Annotated in this window: 14 protein-coding genes; 7 read left to right on the top strand and 7 right to left on the bottom strand. The window is 69.3% G+C overall.

All coding sequences use genetic code 11. The features are described 5' to 3' along the window. Positions 1–209: 209 nt before the first annotated feature. Positions 210–887 carry a FadR/GntR family transcriptional regulator gene (locus AB0M65_RS31945; RefSeq protein ID WP_364035968.1) on the bottom strand — a complete coding sequence of 226 codons (678 nt, stop codon included), beginning with the start codon at positions 885–887 and terminating at the stop codon, positions 210–212. Between the two features lie 48 nt (positions 888–935). On the opposite strand from AB0M65_RS31945, the gene AB0M65_RS31950 reads away from it, so the two are divergent. Then, on the top strand, positions 936–2,183 hold the full coding sequence (locus tag AB0M65_RS31950) for an MFS transporter (RefSeq protein WP_364035971.1): 1,248 nt from the start codon (positions 936–938) through the stop codon (positions 2,181–2,183). A 55-nt stretch (positions 2,184–2,238) separates the two neighbouring features. Further along, positions 2,239–2,751 (top strand): hypothetical protein, encoded by a 513-nt coding sequence (locus tag AB0M65_RS31955; RefSeq protein WP_364035974.1) that lies wholly within the window; start codon positions 2,239–2,241, stop codon positions 2,749–2,751. A 142-nt stretch (positions 2,752–2,893) separates the two neighbouring features. On the opposite strand, the gene AB0M65_RS31960 is transcribed toward AB0M65_RS31955, so the two are convergent. Further along, positions 2,894–4,288 (bottom strand): mycothione reductase, encoded by a 1,395-nt coding sequence (locus AB0M65_RS31960; protein ID WP_364035977.1) that lies wholly within the window; start codon positions 4,286–4,288, stop codon positions 2,894–2,896. Between the two features lie 73 nt (positions 4,289–4,361). After that, a complete protein-coding gene (locus tag AB0M65_RS31965) occupies positions 4,362–5,114 on the bottom strand; it encodes a M15 family metallopeptidase (RefSeq protein ID WP_364035980.1) in 753 nt (250 codons plus the stop codon). Between the two features lie 281 nt (positions 5,115–5,395). Here AB0M65_RS31965 and AB0M65_RS31970 point away from each other — a divergent pair, with 281 nt between their 5' ends. Together AB0M65_RS31970 and AB0M65_RS31975 are read left to right on the top strand one after the other, a co-directional pair. Continuing rightward, positions 5,396–6,229, top strand: a complete 834-nt coding sequence (locus AB0M65_RS31970; protein WP_364035983.1) for a serine protease — start codon at positions 5,396–5,398, stop codon at positions 6,227–6,229. 33 nt (positions 6,230–6,262) lie between these two features. Beyond that, a complete protein-coding gene (locus tag AB0M65_RS31975; RefSeq protein WP_364035986.1) occupies positions 6,263–6,745 on the top strand; it encodes a GNAT family N-acetyltransferase in 483 nt (160 codons plus the stop codon). Here AB0M65_RS31975 and AB0M65_RS31980 read toward each other — a convergent pair. The 4 genes from AB0M65_RS31980 to AB0M65_RS31995 form a co-directional block, all read right to left on the bottom strand. Then, the gene (locus AB0M65_RS31980) at positions 6,711–7,898 is read right to left on the bottom strand and encodes an 8-amino-7-oxononanoate synthase (protein ID WP_364035989.1); all 1,188 of its coding nucleotides are present in this window, start codon (positions 7,896–7,898) and stop codon (positions 6,711–6,713) included. The two genes, AB0M65_RS31975 and AB0M65_RS31980, sit on opposite strands and share 35 nt — an antisense overlap. A 221-nt stretch (positions 7,899–8,119) precedes the next feature. Then, on the bottom strand, positions 8,120–9,634 hold the full coding sequence (locus AB0M65_RS31985) for a DEAD/DEAH box helicase (protein WP_364035992.1): 1,515 nt from the start codon (positions 9,632–9,634) through the stop codon (positions 8,120–8,122). A gap of 390 nt (positions 9,635–10,024) precedes the next feature. After that, complete coding sequence (locus AB0M65_RS31990; protein WP_364035995.1) at positions 10,025–10,963, bottom strand: RIO1 family regulatory kinase/ATPase; 939 nt, start codon at positions 10,961–10,963, stop codon at positions 10,025–10,027. Between the two features lie 194 nt (positions 10,964–11,157). Further along, positions 11,158–14,022 (bottom strand): AAA family ATPase, encoded by a 2,865-nt coding sequence (locus tag AB0M65_RS31995; RefSeq protein ID WP_364035998.1) that lies wholly within the window; start codon positions 14,020–14,022, stop codon positions 11,158–11,160. Positions 14,023–14,292: 270 nt separating this feature from the next. Between AB0M65_RS31995 and AB0M65_RS32000 the strand changes: the two genes are divergently transcribed. From AB0M65_RS32000 to AB0M65_RS32010, 3 genes are all read left to right on the top strand, one after another. Continuing rightward, positions 14,293–15,456 (top strand): S8 family peptidase, encoded by a 1,164-nt coding sequence (locus tag AB0M65_RS32000; protein ID WP_364036000.1) that lies wholly within the window; start codon positions 14,293–14,295, stop codon positions 15,454–15,456. After that, positions 15,456–17,003, top strand: coding sequence for a S8 family serine peptidase (locus AB0M65_RS32005; protein WP_364036003.1), 1,548 nt, complete (start codon positions 15,456–15,458; stop codon positions 17,001–17,003). The genes AB0M65_RS32000 and AB0M65_RS32005 overlap by 1 nt, the downstream gene beginning before the upstream one ends. Positions 17,004–17,074: 71 nt before the next feature. Beyond that, on the top strand, positions 17,075–18,598 hold the full coding sequence (locus tag AB0M65_RS32010) for an NAD(P)/FAD-dependent oxidoreductase (RefSeq protein ID WP_364036006.1): 1,524 nt from the start codon (positions 17,075–17,077) through the stop codon (positions 18,596–18,598). Positions 18,599–18,643 lie beyond the last annotated feature (45 nt).

Consider the following 18,643-nt stretch of genomic DNA (forward strand, 5'->3'; position numbering starts at 1 on the left):
GCGCCTAGCGCAAGGAAGGGGGCCTTCCTGTACTGGGGAAGGTGTGAAGGTCGAGTTTCTTCGGCTGAGCCGAGGGAAGGGGTCCTTCACGCGCCACCGTGGTGACTGGTGCCCTCAAGGAGTCCTTCACGGACCGGCCGCTACCCGGCTCACCGTCGTAGGTACCTGAAACACTCTTGGCTCGAACGACCCAAATCACTCACGAGCCCTCAGCTCACCCGAGCCAGTAACTCGTCCAGGAAACCACAGGCCTCGGAGGCCGCCCGGTCCGCGTCGCCGTCGGCGATGGCTTCCGCGAGCCCTTCGTGGCCTATCTCCGGCAGGTACTCCCCGCCCGGTGTCACGTTCGACGTCGCGGCCACGCTGGCCGTGATCACCTCGGTGAGTCCCCGGTACATCTCGGTCAGCAGGGTGTTATGTCCACTTTGGACGACAGCGAAGTGGAATTCCGCGTCGAGCCGGGCGAAATCCTCCCAGCGGCGCTCTCGCAGTTCGAGATTGCGCCGTTCGAGCAGTGAGCGCAGCCCGGCCACTTCCTCCTCGGTCCGCGACGCGGCGGCGAGCCGCGCGCCCTCGACCTCGAGGATGCGCCGCACCTGCAGCACCTCACGCAGTTCCGAGCCGCACAGCCGCCGGATCGCGCCCGAGACCTCACTCGTCGCGCGCACGTAGGTGCCGTCGCCCTGCCGGACTTCGAGCAGCCCCGTATGCGCGAGCGCGCGTACGGCTTCACGGACGGTGTTGCGTCCGACGCCGAGTTGCCCTGCCAGCTCGGGCTCGGTCGGAATCCGCTGCCCGATGGGCCATTCTCCCTGCGTGACGGCGTCACGCAGCTGCTCGATGACCTGATCGACCAGGCCGGCACGGCGCGTGGTGGCCAATGGCACAGCGTTATCCCTTCATCCAATCATCCTATGTATGTGATACTAGCCGACGTGCGTGTCGACTCCCAGAAATCCGCGTCCCCGTTCGACGAGCGTCTCGAACTCGAAGGCTCGATCGAAACGGAGTGGCGGCCGGGAGTGATCACCGGCGGCGTACTGCTCGGTGTCGCGGTGATCTTGGTGGCGCTGAACCTGCGCCCGGCGATCACCAGCGTCGGCCCGATCCTCGGCGAGATGCGCGATGACCTCGGCGCCACCGCGACCTGGGCGGGCGTGCTCACCACGCTCCCTGGCCTCTGCTTCGCCGCCGCGGGCTTCGCCGCACCCGCCCTGGCCCGCCGGTTCGGCATCGGCGCGGCCATCGCGTCCGCCCTCTCGGTTTTGGCTGTCGGCCTGGTCCTGCGGGTGCTCGACGGACCGTATGTCGTGCTCGGCGGAACGCTCGTCGCCACGGCCGGTATCGCCTTGGCGAACGTGCTGATCCCAGTCGTCATCAAGGACTCCTTCCCGGCGCGTGTCGGCATGATGACCGGCGTCTATACCGCCGCTCTCCAGGGCGGAGGCGCCCTGGGGTCAGCGCTCACCCCTCCCTTGGAGAACGCGTTCGGCGGCTGGCGTCAAGGTCTCGGCGCCTGGTCGGTGCTGGCGGTGCTCGCACTCCTCGGGTGGATTCTCGCAGCACGCGGAACAGGGCGTGCACCCGTTGCCGAGGCAGGCAAGCAGGGTAGCGGGCGTTCACTGCTGCGTAGCCCGCTTGCGTGGATGGTCACCCTTTTCTTCGGAACTCAGGCCTTTTTGGCCTACGTCGTGATGGGCTGGCTGCCCGAAGTGATGATCGATGCCGGGATCGCCAAGGGAGACGCCGGACTGCTGCTGGGCCTGATCTCGCTCATCGCCGTCCCGATCAGCCTCGTCGTGGCGCCGATGGCCGCGCGGCAGCGCAGTCAGAGCCCGTGGATCGTCGGGCTGGGTGTCTTCGGCTTCGCCGGCATGGTCGGCATGATGGTCGCCCCCGCCGCGGCACCGCTGGTCTGGAGTCTCCTGATCGGGCTCGGGATGAGCGTCTTCTCGCTGGCGCTGACGGTGATCGCGCTGCGGGCGCGCACCGGCGCCGACACCGCGCGGCTGTCGGGGATGGCGCAGGGTATCGGCTACCTGATGGCGGCCGTCGGACCGTTCCTGTTCGGTCTGCTCCACGACCTCACCCAAGGCTGGACCGTGCCCTGGATCATGATGCTCGCGATCTTCGCCGCGCAGATGACCTTCGGTGCCCTCGCCGGCCGTCGCCGGTTCGTCTGAACGCGTTCAAAAAACTGCTTGACCCCGGGTCGGGCGGAGCTCTAGCCTGAGTGAGTTGAACCTGTTCAAAAACTCGGTTCTGGGGGTCGGCGTGGTAGAGGAACTGGCAGTCGGGACGGCTCTGGCCTGCTTCGCCGCGGTGTGTATCACGGTGGCGCCCGTGCGGGCGGCCCCGGTGGTGTCGCCGTTCGAGTTCTACCGCGCCGTGGACCGCGTATGCGTGCAGGTGGGTTCGGAAAGCGGCGCCGCGATCAGGCGCTACTGGCCGGACCCGAAGGGGGACGCCGCGGTCGAGCTGCGCAAGTGGCAGCACTACGTCGCGGCGAAGGTGGACGACGCCAAGGACGTTCTCAAGGGGGCGACGGGGGTCCGCACGATGCCGGGGAACGCGGCATCGGCGCGTGAGGAGTTCTTGGCGGCCGTCCGCCGCTACGTCGAGGCGGGCGGGCGGTTCTCGGGGGTGGGGGCAGGCTCGCTCGCCCTGATGGTCGTCTCGGACTACACGAGGAACGACGTGAGCGAACTGGCGGTGCGGAACGGGGCCCGCAACTGCGAACGCGTCGTCTGAAGTGTCATGAGGGGTCCCCATAGGACGAAATTCGTCCTATGGGGACCCCTTATGACATCGCGCCGGGGCCGCCGCGACCAGAGGACTACTCGCGGCGCCCAGGGCTCAGTCCGGCGCCCAGGGCTCAGTCCGGCACCAGGGCTCAGTCCAGTGGCAGGTTCAGCAGAGCGTTCTCGACGAGTTCCGGCATCGCCGGGTGGATCCAGTACTGGCCGCGCGCCATGCTCTTCGCGTCCAGGCCGAAGCTCATCGCCTGGATCAGCGGCTGGATCACCGACGACGCCTGCGGGCCGATGATGTGCGCGCCCAGCAGTTGCCCGGTGGCTGGGTCGGCGAGCAGCTTCGCGAAACCGGTGGTGTCCTCCATCGCCCAGCCGTAGGCGATGCCGGCGTAGTCCTGGTGCGAGGTCACGTACGTGACGCCCCGCTCGCGCGCCTCCCGCTCGGTCAGCCCGACCGAAGCGACCTGAGGCGACGTGAACACCGCGTGCGGGACGAAGCGGTGATCGGACTCGATCCGCTCGTCCGGGTGCAGCAGGTTGTGCTGTACGACGCGCTGCTCGTGGTTCGCGACGTGCTTCAGTTCGTGGACCGACGAGAGGTCGCCGAGCGCGTAGATCCCGTCGACCACCGTCTGCTGGTACGCGTCGACCACGACGTGCCCGCGTCCGCCGGTGGTGACGCCGGTGGCGGCGACGTCGAGGAGGTCGGAGTTCGGCGTCCGCCCGGTGGCGACCAGCAGGACGTCGGCCTCGACGGTCTCGGCACCCTGCGGGCCTTCGAGGTCGAGGGCGACCCCCGTCGCGGTCTTGCGCGCACGGACGGTCTTCCGGTCGAGCCGGACGTCGAAGCGCTGCGTGGCCAGTTCGGTGAACCGGGCGCTGACGTCGTCGTCCTCGGAACGCAGGAGCGCGCCGGACCGGTTGACCACGGTCACGTTCACCCCGAACGAGGCGAAGACGTGCGCGAACTCGGCCGCGATGTACCCGCCGCCGAGAATCACGATGCTTGTGGGCAGTTCGTCGAGCCGCATCACGGTGTCGGAGGTGTGGTAGCCGGCCTCGGCGAGCCCGGGGACGTCGGGGATCACCGGACGTCCGCCCGCGGCGAGCACGAAGCGGTCGGCGGTGATCGTCTCGGCCGGGCGGCCGTCGGGGTAGCTGACCTGGAGTTCCTTGTGCCCGGTGAAGCGGCCTTCGCCCTCGTACACGGTGACGTTCTTGTTGTCCTCGTGCTCGACGCGGTACTCGCGCCCGCCGGCGGCGATCGGGTCGATGCGGCCGAAGATCCGGTCGCGGACGTCACGCCAGCGGACTCCGACGAGCTCCTCGTCGACGCCGAACTTCGCCGACGAAGCGGGGGTGGCCGCGACGTTGGCGGCGTGCACGAACATCTTCGTCGGGATGCAGCCCACGTTCAGGCAGGTGCCGCCGAACGTGCCCTTCTCCACGATCGCCGTGTTCCAGTCCGCGAAACGCGGATCGAGGATCGAGTTACCCGATCCGGTACCGACGATCACCAGGTCGTAGTGGGGCACGTGACTTCCTTTACGGCGGGAGCGAGGTGGTTCCGACTCTAGCCAACTTGTCACGGGGACCGGTTGTTCCCGGTCAGTGCCCGTTCGAGCTGAAGTGCATCCGGTCCTTCGGGGTGGTCCACGTGCCGCCCCAGGTCCAGCCGATCGCGGAGAAGGCGGCCACGGCCGGATCTCCCGGAGTGATCATCCCCGGCCGCCGGTTCCCTCGGTCGAGGTACGCCGACGCGAGTTCGGGCAGCACAAGATCGCCCTTGGTGTACGGGTTGCAGAACGGGTTGACGTCGATCGCGAGCCCGTAGGCGTGCGCGGACCAGTTCGTCTGGCCGCGAGCCGGACGGCAGACGAAGGCGTTGGTGTTATTGCCGTCACCCGTCGGGGGAGCGGTCAGTTCGGGCGGCGCGGTCACGCGCATTTCCTCGATCGGGAACTTCGCGGCGAACAACCGCCCGAAAACGGTGACGACGGCGTTGGCGACCGAAGCGTTCACGAGCATTTCCCCGGTATGCGCTCGGCCGTCGAAACCCCAGAACGACAACGTGAGATAACGCAGTACACCCGCCTTGACCGGGCAGCCGGATTGCCAGGTGCCGCGGGCGAGCACGTCGGCAGGGACCGCGTTCACCGTGCCCGCGAACCGGTTCTTGGCAGGGGGCGGGAGCACGTCCACGGTCGGCAAAGACCTGTCGGCCAGCACGGGAGGAGTCGGGAGAATCTGCCCGAAACCGTCACGGCGCAAGGGAAGCGGCTTCGCGCCGACCTGCCAGGCGGATGCGGGCGGCGGTGGGGAAGAGCTCGGCGCTGACGACGTTTTCGGTGGCGTGGTCACCGAAACACCGCTGATGGCCGATGTGGACGGTGATGTGACAGGGGGTTCCGGAGCCGGGGCGGAACACGACAGCACGAGAAACGCCGTGGCCGCCAGAATCGTCGCCGTCGCTCGCACGAGGTCCAGCGTGACAGATGCGCTCGGTGAGGACAGGTCCACCCGTTTCAGTGACACCGCATCGAGCCTTTTCCGATTAGGGTATTCGCGATCGCTTGTGTACGCGCTGGAGTCGAAGGACAGCCCAGTGCCGCGGCGTCTCCGCCCCGGTGAAGGGAATGAACATGCCCAAGAAGTCACGTCGCACGCTGCTGATCGCTGTCGGAGCGGTACTCGCGACAGCCGTCATGGTCCCTGTCGCGGTCACCAGCGCGTCGGCCGACGACAGCGCGGTCGCGGGTCCGCGGCAGGCCGCCGAGCCGAGGATCGTGGGCGGCGGTAAGGCTTCGGTGTCTCAGTACCCGTACGCGGTCTACTTGGCCGACCCCCAAGGCAACCAGTACTGCGGCGCGGTGATCGTCAGCTCCACGACGGTCACGACAGCGGCGCATTGCGCGGTCGCGTACAAAAGCGCCGACGTCCGGGTCATCGCGGGACGGCAGGACAAAAGCTCGACCAAGGGCGTGGAACTGCGCGTTTCGCGGGTCTGGGTGAGCCCCGACTACAAAGGAGAACCCGGTAAGGGCGACGACATCGCGGTGATGACGGTCAGCGGGCAACTACAGTACCGGCCCGCGAAGGTCGCTGACTCCGGCGACGCCGAGCTGTACAGCGAAGGCACGAAGGCGACGGTGCTCGGCTGGGGCCGGGTCGCCGAGGGGGGCGCGCGCTCGGATTATCTGCGCAGCGCGGTCGTCCCGGTGGCCAGTGACGAGACCTGCCGTACCGCGTACTCGGGCTACGACCCGAGCGACATGGTGTGCGCCGGCTATCCCGAAGGCGGGGTCGACGCCTGCCAGGGCGATTCGGGCGGCCCGCTCGTCGTGGGTGACACGGTGATCGGCATCGTTTCGTTCGGTGAAGGCTGCGCGAGGCCGAACAAACCCGGCGTGTACACGCGTGTCTCGCATTACGCGAAAGAGATCGCCGGTCAAAACAGCCGCGGCCTGATCGGCTGATCGATGCCTTCTTCACGCCCGATGTGCTAACAAGTGGGCGTGAGCACCGACACCCCGATCACCGAGACCACGTCGTTCCCGCTGTCCGTCGCCGGTGACGAGATCACCGCCGCACAGTTGCACGACATCCTCCGTCTGCGCGTCGACGTGTTCGTCGTCGAGCAGAAGGCCGCCTATCCCGAGATCGACGGACGTGACCTCCTGCCTGGCACACGGCACCTCTGGATCGGCGGTTCCGTCGGCGTCGACTCGTATCTGCGCGTGCTGCAGGACGCCGGGGGCACTTTCCGCATCGGCCGGGTGTGCACGTCCGCCCGCTCCCGCGGCAAAGGCCTGGCGGGACGGCTGATGGAGACCGCGCTCGGCGGAATCGGCGACGCGCCGTGCGTCCTCGACGCACAGGCGTACGCGAAGAACTTTTATGCCAAGTACGGCTTCGCGGCCGAAGGCGAAGAGTTCGAAGAGGACGGCATCCCGCACATCACGATGTGGCGCCGGGAGGTGCCGCGGCCGTGATCACCTCGACAGCGCGGTCCACGTCGGCCTCGGTGAGGTCGGCGCGCGCGGTCAGGCGAAGACGGGAGATGCCGTCGGGCACGGACGGCGGGCGGAAGCAGCCGACCCGCACCCCCTGATCCGCGCATTCGGCGGCCCACGCGACGGCGGCTTCCGCCGACGGCGCCTGCACGGAGATCACCGCGGCGTCCGGGACACTGACCCGGAAACCGGCCGCTTTCAGTTGGTAGGCGAGGTTTCCGGCGGCCTCGACCACTTTGGCGGCGAGTTCCGGCTCGGCCTTCAGCGCGTTGAGCGCGGCCATCGCGGCGGCGGCGCTGGACGGCGCGAGTGCGGTGTCGAAGATGAAACTACGCGCGGTGTCCACGAGATGCTTGATCACGCGCCGCGGGCCGAGTACCGCTCCGCCTTGTGCGCCAAGGGATTTCGACAGCGTGATGGTGGTGACGACGTCCGGCGCGCCGGAGAGACCGGCGGCGTGGACGGCACCGCGGCCGCCCTTACCGAGGACACCGAACCCGTGGGCGTCGTCGACGAGCAGTGACGCGCCGTGCTCCCGGCAGACACCGGCGAGTGCTTCCAGCGGGGCGATGTCGCCGTCGACGGAGAACACGGAATCGGTGACGACGAGCGCGCGTGGTTTGCGGCGGGTGGAGAGCGCGTGCTTGACCGCGCTCGGGGTGCTGTGCGCGACCGCGGCGACGTCCGAACGGGACAGGCGGCAGCCTTCGATCAGCGAGGCGTGGATGTACTTGTCCGTGACGATCGCGGAATCCGCGCCGGACAGGGCCGTGACGGCGCCGAGGTTCGCGGTGAAACCGGAAGAGAAGACCAGCGCGGCCTGCGTGCCGCAGAAGCGGGCGAGTTCGTGCTCGAGTTCGGCGTGGACCTCGGTGGTCCCGCTGACGAGCCGGGAACCGGTCGACCCGGCGCCCCAGCGCAACGCCGCCGCCGCGGCCGCTCCGGCGACCCGTTTGTCACGGGCCAGGCCGAGGTAGTCGTTGCCGGCGAGGTCGAGTTCCGGGCTCTGTGCCTGCCTGATGCGCAGCTTGCGCACCAGCCCGGCCTCGGCCCGCTTCTCCGCCTCGACGTCGAGCCAGTCGAAAACCTGCTCGGGTGGGAGGTTCTGGGGAACGGGGCCGGGAGAAGTCACGTCCCGCAGTCTCCCATCCGCCGTCCGCAAACCGGTCAGATGGGTGCCAGAAGACGGAACTCGCGTGCTTGAAGACGTGACTCGCGTGCTTGAAGAGGGAACTCGCGTGCTTGAAGAGGGAACTTGCGTGCTTAAAGACGGAACTCGCGTGATCGGAGACGGAACTCGGGAGTTCCGCCCTCAATCACGCGAGTTCCGGTCAGGAGCACGCGAGATAGGGACTAGCTGTCGTAGCTGCGACGCGGGCGTCCGGTGCCCGGACGCTGCGGGCGGCCGGCGCCTGCGCCGCCGCCGGACTCGCCACGACGGGGGCGGCCGCGGAAGCCGCCGGGACGGCCGCCTTCGCGGTGTCCGCCGTGACCCTCGCGGGAGCCCTGGTAGCCACCGCGGTCGCCGCCACCGTAGCCACGGCCACCGCCGCGACGCGGGGACTCACGACGACGTTCGATGACCGGCTCGCCGCTGGGCTGCTGCGCACCGGTGATGCGAGCGAGCTCGGCGTCGCCGGGGCGGACCGTGGTCTGCTCCGCGCGGACACCGGCGCGGTCGGTCATCCGGCGCACCATGCGGCGCTGGTCGTTCGTGACCAGCGTGACCACGACACCGGACGCCCCGGCGCGCGCGGTGCGGCCGGCGCGGTGCAGGTAGTCCTTGTGATCGGCGGCGGGGTCGACGTGCAGCACCAGCGAGATGTCGTCGACGTGGATACCGCGCGCGGCGACGTCCGTGGCGACGAGCACCGGGGCGAAGCCCTCCTTGAAGTCGGAGAGGACCCGGTTGCGCTGGCCCTGCGTCTTGCCGCCGTGCAGTGCGGCCGCGTGGACGCCCTTCTCGCGAAGACGCTCGGTGAGGCGGTCCACGTGGTGCTTGGTGCGGACGAACATGATCGTGCGGCCCTCACGGGCACCGATCTCGGTGATGATGTCCTGCTTGTCCTGGTGCGACACCTGGAGCACGTGGTGGTCCATGGTGGTGACGCTCGCGGTCGACGGGGCGACCGAATGCGTGACCGGGTTCGTCAGGTACGCCCGGACCAGGCGGTCGACGTCACCGTCGAGGGTCGCCGAGAACAGCAGGCGCTGGCCGTCACGCGGCGTCAGGTCGAGGATCTCGCGAACCTGCGGCATGAAGCCCATGTCGGCCATCTGGTCGGCTTCGTCGAGGGCGATGAAGTTGACCTCGGACAGCGACGCGGTGCCCTGGCGGACGTGGTCCGACAGCCGGCCGGGGGTGGCGATCAGCAGGTCGACGCCGCGGGAAAGCGCGTCGGCCTGACGGGTGAAGGCCATGCCGCCGACGGCGGTACGGCACCACAGGCCGAGGGATTTGGCCAGCGGGGTCAGCGAGTCGGCGACCTGCATCGCCAGCTCACGGGTCGGAACCAGGATCAGCGCGCGGGGGTGCTTCGGACGGGTCTTGCCGCCGTTGAGCCGGGTCAGCATCGCGAGGCCGAAGGCCAGGGTCTTGCCGGAACCGGTCTGGGCGCGGCCCAGCACGTCGCGGCCCGCGAGCGCGTCGGGGATGGTCGCCGACTGGATCGGGAAGGGGGTGGTGATACCGCCCTCGGCCAGAGCCTTCAGCAGCGGCTCGGGAAGCCCGAGCTCCGCCCAGGTCGTGGCCTTGACACTCTCGACGGCGTCGTCATGCAGCATCGAGTCACCCGAGGGACGGGTGCGCGGCTTGCGGTGCTGCCGGGCCGACGGTGAGGTGGGGCCGGAGTTGAACGTGACTGTCACAAATACCTCTCGGACGTGGCACGTCACAAGGAGGCCCGGGCTGCCCGCGCGCAGGCAGGGCAAGATGGTGTGCACAGATGGGCGTTCACAGGGACGAACCCGGCACACCGCGTCTGCATGACACCGCGCGCCAATTGGTTGATACGAAGACCACGAGCCATTCGGTTGGCTTTGGAGGCGACGGACACCACTCATCCACGCCGCCGGTTGCGGTCTAGTACTACTGTACCGGACCGTTATCCGGCCTCCCAATTGGAGGGACCGATTGTGGGCAGGGTCTCCACGACGGCTCCGCGACGTGGTCGCCACCAGGTGTCATGAAGGGGTCTTTCAAGACGGATCGCGTCCTGAAAGACCCCTTCATGACATTGTGGACGGTCGCCGGTGCCGTCAGCGAAGACCGGCTATCTCCTTGAGTTCCCCGATCAGTTCGGGGACCGCGGTCAGCCGCTCTGGCAGCCCACGCGAGTGGAACCACGTGGCGATGTTCCGTACGTCCCGCGTGAGGAACTCGAGCCCGCCGGGGTTGGCGACGACGTCGACCACCTGTGGCAGGTCGATCACCATGATCCGCCCGCGGTGGACGAGCAGGTTGTACGCCGAGAGGTCGCCGTGCGCGAGACCCTGCGACGCCAGCAGTTCCAGCATCGCCGACGTCTGGAACCACAGTTCCCGCAGTTGTCCGGGCTCGGGCCGGACCTGCGCCAGCCGCGGCGCGGCGGTGTCGGCGTCGCCGAGGAACTCCAGCAGCAGTTCGGTGCCGTCGCGCTGGACCGGGTACGGCACCGGCGCGCCGACCATCCAGAGCTTGCTCAGCGCGGCGAACTCGGCCACCGCCCACTGTTCGGCGATGAGGTTGCGGCCGAAACTGCTGCGTGCCTCCATCGCCCGCATCTCCCGTGACCGCCGCATCCGCCTGCCTTCGAGGTATCCGGCGTCGCGGTGGAACAACCGGTGCTCGCCACTGCGATACCGCTTGGCCGCGAGCACCGTGCCCTCGGTGCCGGGCAGGTTACGCCGGACGAGGTGGACGTCGGCCTCCTTGCCGGTTTTGAGGATGCCGAGTTCGGTGTCGACCGCCGCCAGTTCGGTGATCACCCAGTCCGGCCGCGGCCGCGGCCCTTGCTCGGCGTCTCCCCACGTGCTCCAACGGTCGGCGCCGTCGGGGATGGCGGTTTCGGTGTAGGCGTCTTCACGCAGCCGGGCGAGCCGGACGCGTTCGTCTTCGGTGAGCCGTCCGCTACGCGTCGGTTCGGGCTCGTCGTCGAAACGAGCGCGACGGGTACGGCGCGGGCGGTCGTGAGTTTCTTCGAGATCGTGCTTGCGCACTGGTGGGTTCTCCTAGTCAGGGGTGCCCCACCGGGCGAGCGTCGTGGCTCAGCCGCGCGGGGCGAGTGGATGGGGGCGGCCAACGCCCCGGACAGTCATCTGCACGACGCACCTCCCTGTCGCATCCACCGGCTCCTGCCGGATCGAGCACGATCATCCCGGACGCACTCAGCCGTCCGCAACCGAATTGATTTCTACGCTGAACGCAGCCCGGCCAGTTCGCTCCGCGACCGCACTTTCAGCTTCCGCAGCACGCTCGCGACGTGCTGTTCCACCGTGCGCCGGGACAGGAACAGCACCTCGGCGATCTCCCGGTTCGTATGCCCGGCGGCGAGCAACCGGGCGACGTCGCGCTCGCGCGGCGAGAGCTCGTCGCCGTAACCCCGGCGCCCGCGTCGCGACGGGGCGACGGCGCCGGTGGACCGGAACGCGTGGCGGCAGCGCGCGGCGTCGCGGGTGGCGCCGAGGTGGTCGAACACCTCCGCGAGCGCGGCGAACGCCTCGGCGACGTCTTCGTTCCCGGCCAGCCGGCAGCGCGCGGCCCGTTCGGCGATCAGCGCCGCGTGATACGGCGCCGGCAAGGCTTCGTAGCGCGTCCGTGCCTGCTCGAAGGCCTCGATCGCCTCCGCGTGGTCGCCCCGTGAAGCCGCGACGAGCCCGCGGTTCGCGGCCAGCGCGGCGTGGGTCGACGGCGCGTCGAGGCCGCCGATCTCGCGTTCGAACTCGTCCGTCAGGGCCTGTGCGGCGGCGTCGCGGCCGGTGACGCAGTACGCGTCGGCGGCGGCCACGACCAGATCCGCGCCCCAGGCCCAGACACCCTTGGCGCGCAACAGGTCCAGGCCCTTTTCCGCCTGCGCGACGGCGGCTTCGCCCAGATCCTGCGCGAGCAGCATGCTCGCCATCCCGGCATGCGCGGCGATGACCACCGGCGTGTAAGCGTTCTCCGGCTGGTCCGCCGCGGTACCGGCGAACCGGATCGCCGCCTCGTCCCATTCACCGCGGGCGGCGGCGAGCAGGCCGAGCACCAGGCAGAGTTCGCTGGTCACCGGCAGGAGATCGCGGTACTCGTCGATCAGCGCGTCGGCGCGTTCGGCGAGGCCGTCCCAGTTCCCGGTGAGCCAGTCGGTGTGGACCGCGGTCGTGCGTGCCGTGCCGACGACGTACGGCGCACCGCAGTCGGCGGCCAGCTGCATCCCGCTGCGCAGCAGGCTCCTGGCGCGCCGGTGGTGCCCGATCCAGGCGCAGGCGTCGGCGCCGTTGCAGTGCAGCCGCGCCAGATGCCGTTGCTCGTCGGCCGAACCGACGGTGACGGGCACCCGGTCCAGCATCTTCCAGCCCCGCGCGTCGCCGATGTGCAGCCGCGACGCCACGTTGTTGGCCATCAGGATGAGGATCAGGCGCCGGTCGGTGGCGCGTTCGATGAGCTCGTCGACCCGGTCCATCCACCGCCGGTGTTCGTGCAGCGGGGTCGAGCCGACCCACGGCTGCGCGAGGACGCCCATCCCGCGTCCGGCGAGGTCGGGGCGGTCGGCGAGGTCGTTGACGGCGAGTTCGATCTCCGTCCTGGCCGCCTCCAGCCCGCCTGCCTGGCGGACCAGCAGGAGCCCGAGACCCAGCCGGACCTCACCGCTCAGCCTTCCGGACAGCCTGCCGTCGGTGAGCAGGCGCTCCAGCGCCGGGATGACCTCCGCCTGGCCCAACCCGTTGCAGGCCACCGAACTGAACTTGACCGCCAGCCTGTCCACATCGGACGGTTGCAGGCCTGGTTCGTCGAGCAGCGTGCGGAGCAGGTCCGTCGCCGTGGCGAGGTCGCCGACGGCGGACGCCTGATCGGCGGCCGCTTCGCCGTACTTCAGGGCACCGGCCCGGTCGCCTGCCTTGCGGCAGTGCTCGGCGAGCCGGACGAGCGACTGCGGCAGGCGATCACGCAGCAGCCGGGCCGCGCGCCGGTGCAGTTCCTGACGGTCGGGGCCGGGGATGGTGCGGTAGACGGCCTGCTGGGCGAGCGCGTGCCGGAACCCGTACTCGCCCTCACCGGTCTCCACCAGGACGTTGCGTTCGAGCGCGAGGACCAGTGCCCGGTGGGCGCGTTCGGGAGTGAGCGCGGCCGCGGTGGTCAGCAGGTCCGAAGTGGACGGTGTGGCGAGGACGGCGGCGGCCTCGGTGATCCGGCGGGCGGCGGGTGGCAGCGCGGCGAGCCGTTCGACCGTCGCGTCACGCAGTGGCGCCGGGACTTCGACCGCGTCGAGCAGACGCCGCGCGGTCGCGCCGTCGGCATGCGCCGCGCCGTTCGGATCACCGAGGGCGTGCAGGGTCTCCTCGACCACGAACGGGATCCCCGCGGTCCGCTCGTGCAGCCGCGTGGCGAACTCCGCCGACACGTTCGGCTCGCCGAGCAGGGCCGACACCAGTGCCTGGACGCCGTCGCGGTCCAGTGGCCGGAGCGTGACGAGCACGTGTTCGGTGCCGGGCGCGGGCCGGTACGCGCTGCCGAGCGGGATGCCGCCGGGTGTCTCCTCGCGCCGGTAGGTGAGCAGGAGGGTCAGTCCGGTCGGCGGGTCGGTCATCAGGAACCGCAGGAGACGACGCGAGCCGTCGTCGGCCCAGTGGAGGTCTTCGACGAGGACGACGTGCGGGCCCAGTGAGCCGAGCAGCGCGCGGACTGCGCGGAAGAGCCGGTGCCGTTCGGCCCTGGGGTCACCGAGCCGGGGCGGTGGCGTGGGCAGGAAGGCCGCGAGTTCCGGCAGGTAGGGCGCGAGCACCCCGGTCACGGGGTTGAGCTCACCCGTCGGGCGGACATCCTTGAGCGCGTCGAAGACGACGCCGTAGGGGAACGGCTCGCGCAGCGGCTGGCAGCTCCCGGTCAAGACCGGCCGTCCGGCCAGTTCCGGGCGGCCCAGCAGTTCGGTCGCGAGCCGGGTCTTGCCGACGCCGGCTTCCCCTTCGAGCATGATCACCGCGGGCGAGCGCATCGCGCCGTCGAGAATCCGCCTCAGTTCCACATCACGGCCGACGAGTACCGGAGAACTGGTCCTGCGTCGGCATCCACCGAGCACCATGCCGGGTCACCCCCGCTTCACGAACAACCCCGTTCGAGTGAACGCAGCTTAAGCGCGTGCTCAGTGCGTGCGGAACCCGCTCGGACGGTCACACAACTTTCGTAGGGATGGTGAATTTCCCTAATAGATACGTAGTCCTACGGACCGTTGCCTCGCTTGTTCGCGCAGGTCCCGCCACCCGAAAGTGAGTCAAGCGTGACTGCTCGTCACGGCGTTGACCGGGATTCCGGTCAGTGTGAACCACCTGTTCGAGTGAACGGAGCTCAGGAAATGCGTGGAGAACTTCGACGTCACCGGATCGCCGGTGCGGTGCTCACCGGGGCTTGCGTAGCCGCCTCGATGGCCTTCGCCGGACCGGCCACGGCCGCCGAGGGGCAGATCCGCGGCGCCGGTGTGCCGGGAGCCGTCACGGACGGGTACATCGTTTCGCTGAAGAGCGGCGACGCGGGCCTCGCCGCGAAGTACGGCGGCCAGCTGAAGGCGACCTACACCGCCGCGCTGAACGGTTTCTCGGCGAAGATGACCGAGGCACAGGCCAAGCGGCTCGCCGCCGACCCCAATGTCGACTTCGTCCAGCAGGACGCCGTCGCCCATATGACCGGCACCCAGACCAACCCGACCTGGGGCCTCGACCGGATCGACCAGAAGAACCTGCCGCTGGACAGGAAGTACACCTACCCCAACGACGGTGCCGGGGCCACGGTCTACGTCGTCGACACCGGTGTCGACTACCGGCAGTCCGAGTTCGGCGGCCGCGCGAGCAGCGGTTACGACTTCATCGACAACGACAGCGACGCCCGTGACTGCCAGGGTCACGGCACGCATGTCGCGGGCACCGTCGGCAGTGCCACCTACGGCGTGGCCAAGGGTGCCAAGATCGTCGCGGTCCGGGTGCTGAACTGCCAGGGCAGCGGCCAGTACTCGCAGATCATCAGCGGGATCGACTGGGTCGTGAAGAACGCCAAGGGCCCGTCCGTGCTCACCATGAGCCTCGGCGGACCGGCCGACTCCGGGGTGGACTCCGCCGTGCGCCGCGCTGTCTCGGCCGGCATCACCAACACGGTGGCCTCGGGCAATTCCAACACGGACGCCTGCGGCACGAGCCCGGCCCGCGTGCGTGAGGCCATCACCGTCAACGCCACCCAGAACGACGACCGCCGGTCCACGTTCTCGAACTACGGCAGCTGCACCGACATCTTCGCGCCGGGCACCAACATCACCTCGCTGCGCAACGGTGGCGGCACCCAGCAGATGAGCGGTACCTCGATGGCGACCCCGCATGTCGCCGGCGCGGCCGCGATCTACCTGACGTCGCACCCGTCGGCCAACCCGGCCGCCGTGGCCTCCGGTCTGGCGAGCGCCGCCACCAGCGGTGTCGTGACGAGCCCTGGCGCCGGTTCGACCAACAAGCTGCTGAACGTGGCGGGTCTCTGATGCGCCGCGGCGTGCGGGTCGGACTGGTCGCTGTCGCGGCCACCGCGCTGGCCGCGTCGATCGTGGGGACCGCCACCGCCGCGCAAGCGGAAGGCGTTGTCGTACAAGCGAACCAGCATTACGGAGATCAGTACATCGTGGTGCTCCACGATGTCGGCACGATGGCCGTCGAGCAGTCTTCGGCCGCACTGACCAGCCGCTACGGCGGCGAAGTCCGGTCGGCGTACAAGACCGTGCTGCGTGGCTTCTCGGCCAAGGGCCTGTCGGAGCAGCAGGCCCGGCGGCTCGCGGCCGATCCGGCGGTCAAGGCGGTCTACGAGGACGGCACCGCGCGTGCCGTCGGCACCCAGGCCAACCCGACCTGGGGTCTCGACCGGATCGACCAGAAGAACCTGCCGCGGGACAAGAGCTTCACGTATCCGAACACGGGCGAGGGCGTGACCGCGTACGACCTCGACACCGGCATCAACGCGGACAACCCGGAGTACGAGGGCCGCGCGTCCATCGGCAAGGACTTCGTCGGCGGCAACGGGAAGGACTGCAACGGGCACGGCAGTCACACCGCGGGCACCATCGGCAGCAAGACCTACGGCGTGGCCAAGAAGGTCAAGCTCGTCGGGCTGAAGGTGCTGGGCAACGACTGTTCGGGCAACGGCCCCGACTCCGCCATCGTCGACGCGGCCGAATGGCTGACCGCGAACGGCACCAAACCGGCGGTGGCGAACCTGAGCCTGCGGATGGACCAGGTCGGGCTCGGCGACGACGTCATCAAGAAGTCCATCGCGGCGGGCTTCGTCTACGCGGTGGCGGCGGGCAACGAGAACCAGGACGCCTGCAACGTCAGCCCGGCCCGCATCCCCGAGGCGATCACGGTCGGTGCCTCGGACGAGAACGACAACAAGTCCTCGTTCTCCAATCACAGTTCGTGCGTGGACATCTTCGCTCCTGGCAGCAACATCACGTCGCTGTCCACGTCCAACGGTGGTTCGGCGAATATGAGCGGGACGTCGATGGCCACGCCGCATGTGGCCGGGGCGGCGGCGCTGTACCTCGCCGCGAATTCCGGTGCCACCGCGCAGCAGACGCGGGACGCGCTGGTGAACAACGCCTCCGACGGAGTGCTCAAGGGACTGCCGTCCGGCACGGTGAACAAGCTGCTGAACGTGTCGTTCATCGGCGGTGGCGGCCCCGGCCCGAAGTGCGGGGCCAAGTCGAACACGACGCCGGTGTCCATTCCGGACGCGGGTGACGCGGTGACCAGTTCGGTGACGCAGGAAGGCTGCGACGGCAAGGCGTCGGCGACGCTGCCGGTCAAGGTCGACATCGCGCACACCTACACCGGTGACCTGGCGATCGACCTGATCGGACCGAGTGGTGCGGTATTCGGTCTCAAGCAGGCGGGAGGGATCGGCGAGGCGAGCGGCGTGCACACGTCGTACACGGTGAACGCCTCGTCCGAACCGGCGAACGGGACCTGGAAGCTGCGGGTCCGTGACGTTTACCGGTTCGACAGCGGGACGATCGAAGGGTTCTCCATCACCTTCTGAGTCCTTGCGAACGGCGGTGCGCCGCGGTCACGATGACCGCGGCGCACTGTCGTTTCGCTGGGAGGATCTTGATGGAGTCCTATGACGCCGTGATCGTCGGTGGCGGGCACAACGGCCTGGTGGCGGCGGCCTACCTGGCCAATGCCGGTCGTTCGGTGCTGGTGCTCGAACGCCGCGACGAGGTCGGCGGGGCGGCGGTGTCGTTCCGCGCCTTCCCCGGGGTCGACGTCCGGCTCTCACGGTACTCGTACCTGGTGAGCCTGCTGCCGAGGAAGATCATCGCGGACCTCGGGCTCGGCCTCGAGCTGCGACGGCGGCGGATGTCGTCGTACACGCCTGTCGGCGACGGCGGTCTCCTTGTCGACACGGGGGACGACCGCCGGACGGCGGCGTCGTTCTCCGCGCTCACCGGGTCCACGAAGGACTACGAGGCCTGGCGACGGTTCTACGCGATGACCTCGCTTGTCGCCGAGCAGACGTTCTCGACACTGACGGAACCGTTGGTTTCCAAGGAAGAACTGCGGTCACGCGTCGACGCGGCGGCCTGGGACGCGCTGTTCGAACGGCCGATCTCCGAAACGCTGACCGCGATGTTCGGTGACGACACGGTCCGCGGGATCGTCCTGACCGACGGGCTGATCGGCACGTTCGCCGGCGATGGCGATTTCCGGCAGAACCTTTGCCTGCTGTACCACGTGATCGGCAACGAGACCGGCGACTGGGACGTCCCGGTGGGCGGTATGGGTGCGGTGACCGGCGCGCTCGCTTCGGCCGCGCGTGCGGCCGGGGCGCGGTTGGTGACCGGTGCCGAGGTGCTGTCCCTCGCTCCGGACGGCTCAATGCGTTATCGGCTCGGCGACGACGAGTTCGCCGTGCGCGGCGGGCACGTGCTGGGATGCGTCGCACCCCGGGTACTCGCGCGGCTGCTGGGAGAAGAGCCGACGGAGGCGCCGGAAGGCGCGCAACTCAAGGTGAACATGGTGCTGTCACGGCTGCCGCGGTTGCGCGATCCGGGTGTCGGCCCGCGTGAGGCGTTCGGGGGCACTTTCCACGTCAACGAGGGTTACGAGCAGCTGGCGACGGCCTACGCCGAGGCCGCCGCGGGCAGGATTCCGTCACTGCCGCCGTGCGAGATCTACTGCCACTCGCTGACCGACCCGTCGATCCTCGGCCCGGCCGAACAGGCCGCCGGGGTGCAGACCCTGACCCTGTTCGGGCTGCATATGCCCGCGAGGCTGTTCGAAGGACGCAACGACGCCGCGCGCGAGGAGGCACTGCGGGCGACGTTGTCCTCTTTGGACAGTGTGCTCGCCGAACCGATCGAAGACTGCGTGCTGCGCGCTCCGGACGGGCGGTTGTGCGTCGAGGCGAAGACTCCGCTGGACCTCGAAGCCGAACTGGGGCTGCCCGCGGGGCACATCTTCCATCGCGATCTGTCGTGGCCGTACGCGACCGATGCGGCTCAGGTGGGGCAGTGGGGTGTCGAGACAGCGCACGAGCGGGTGCTGCTCTGTGGTGCCGGGGCCGTGCGAGGCGGCGGGGTCTCGGGGATACCTGGGCACAATGCCGCGATGGCGGTGCTGGCTCGCGCGTGAGTGTCATGAGGGGTCCCCATAGGACAAATTTCGTCCTATGGGGAC

Origin of the sequence: Amycolatopsis sp. NPDC051071, from assembly GCF_040682875.1 — a bacterium.
In the GTDB taxonomy this organism is placed as follows: Bacteria; Actinomycetota; Actinomycetes; order Mycobacteriales; family Pseudonocardiaceae; genus Amycolatopsis.

Coding starts and splice junctions, on each gene's coding strand:
- AB0M65_RS31970 (WP_364035983.1), top strand. CDS start 5,396: ATGCCCAAGAAGTCACGTCGCACGCTGCTGATCGCTGTCGGAGCGGTA.
- AB0M65_RS31995 (WP_364035998.1), bottom strand. CDS start 14,022: ATGGTGCTCGGTGGATGCCGACGCAGGACCAGTTCTCCGGTACTCGTC.
- AB0M65_RS32000 (WP_364036000.1), top strand. CDS start 14,293: ATGCGTGGAGAACTTCGACGTCACCGGATCGCCGGTGCGGTGCTCACC.
- AB0M65_RS32005 (WP_364036003.1), top strand. CDS start 15,456: ATGCGCCGCGGCGTGCGGGTCGGACTGGTCGCTGTCGCGGCCACCGCG.
- AB0M65_RS32010 (WP_364036006.1), top strand. CDS start 17,075: ATGGAGTCCTATGACGCCGTGATCGTCGGTGGCGGGCACAACGGCCTG.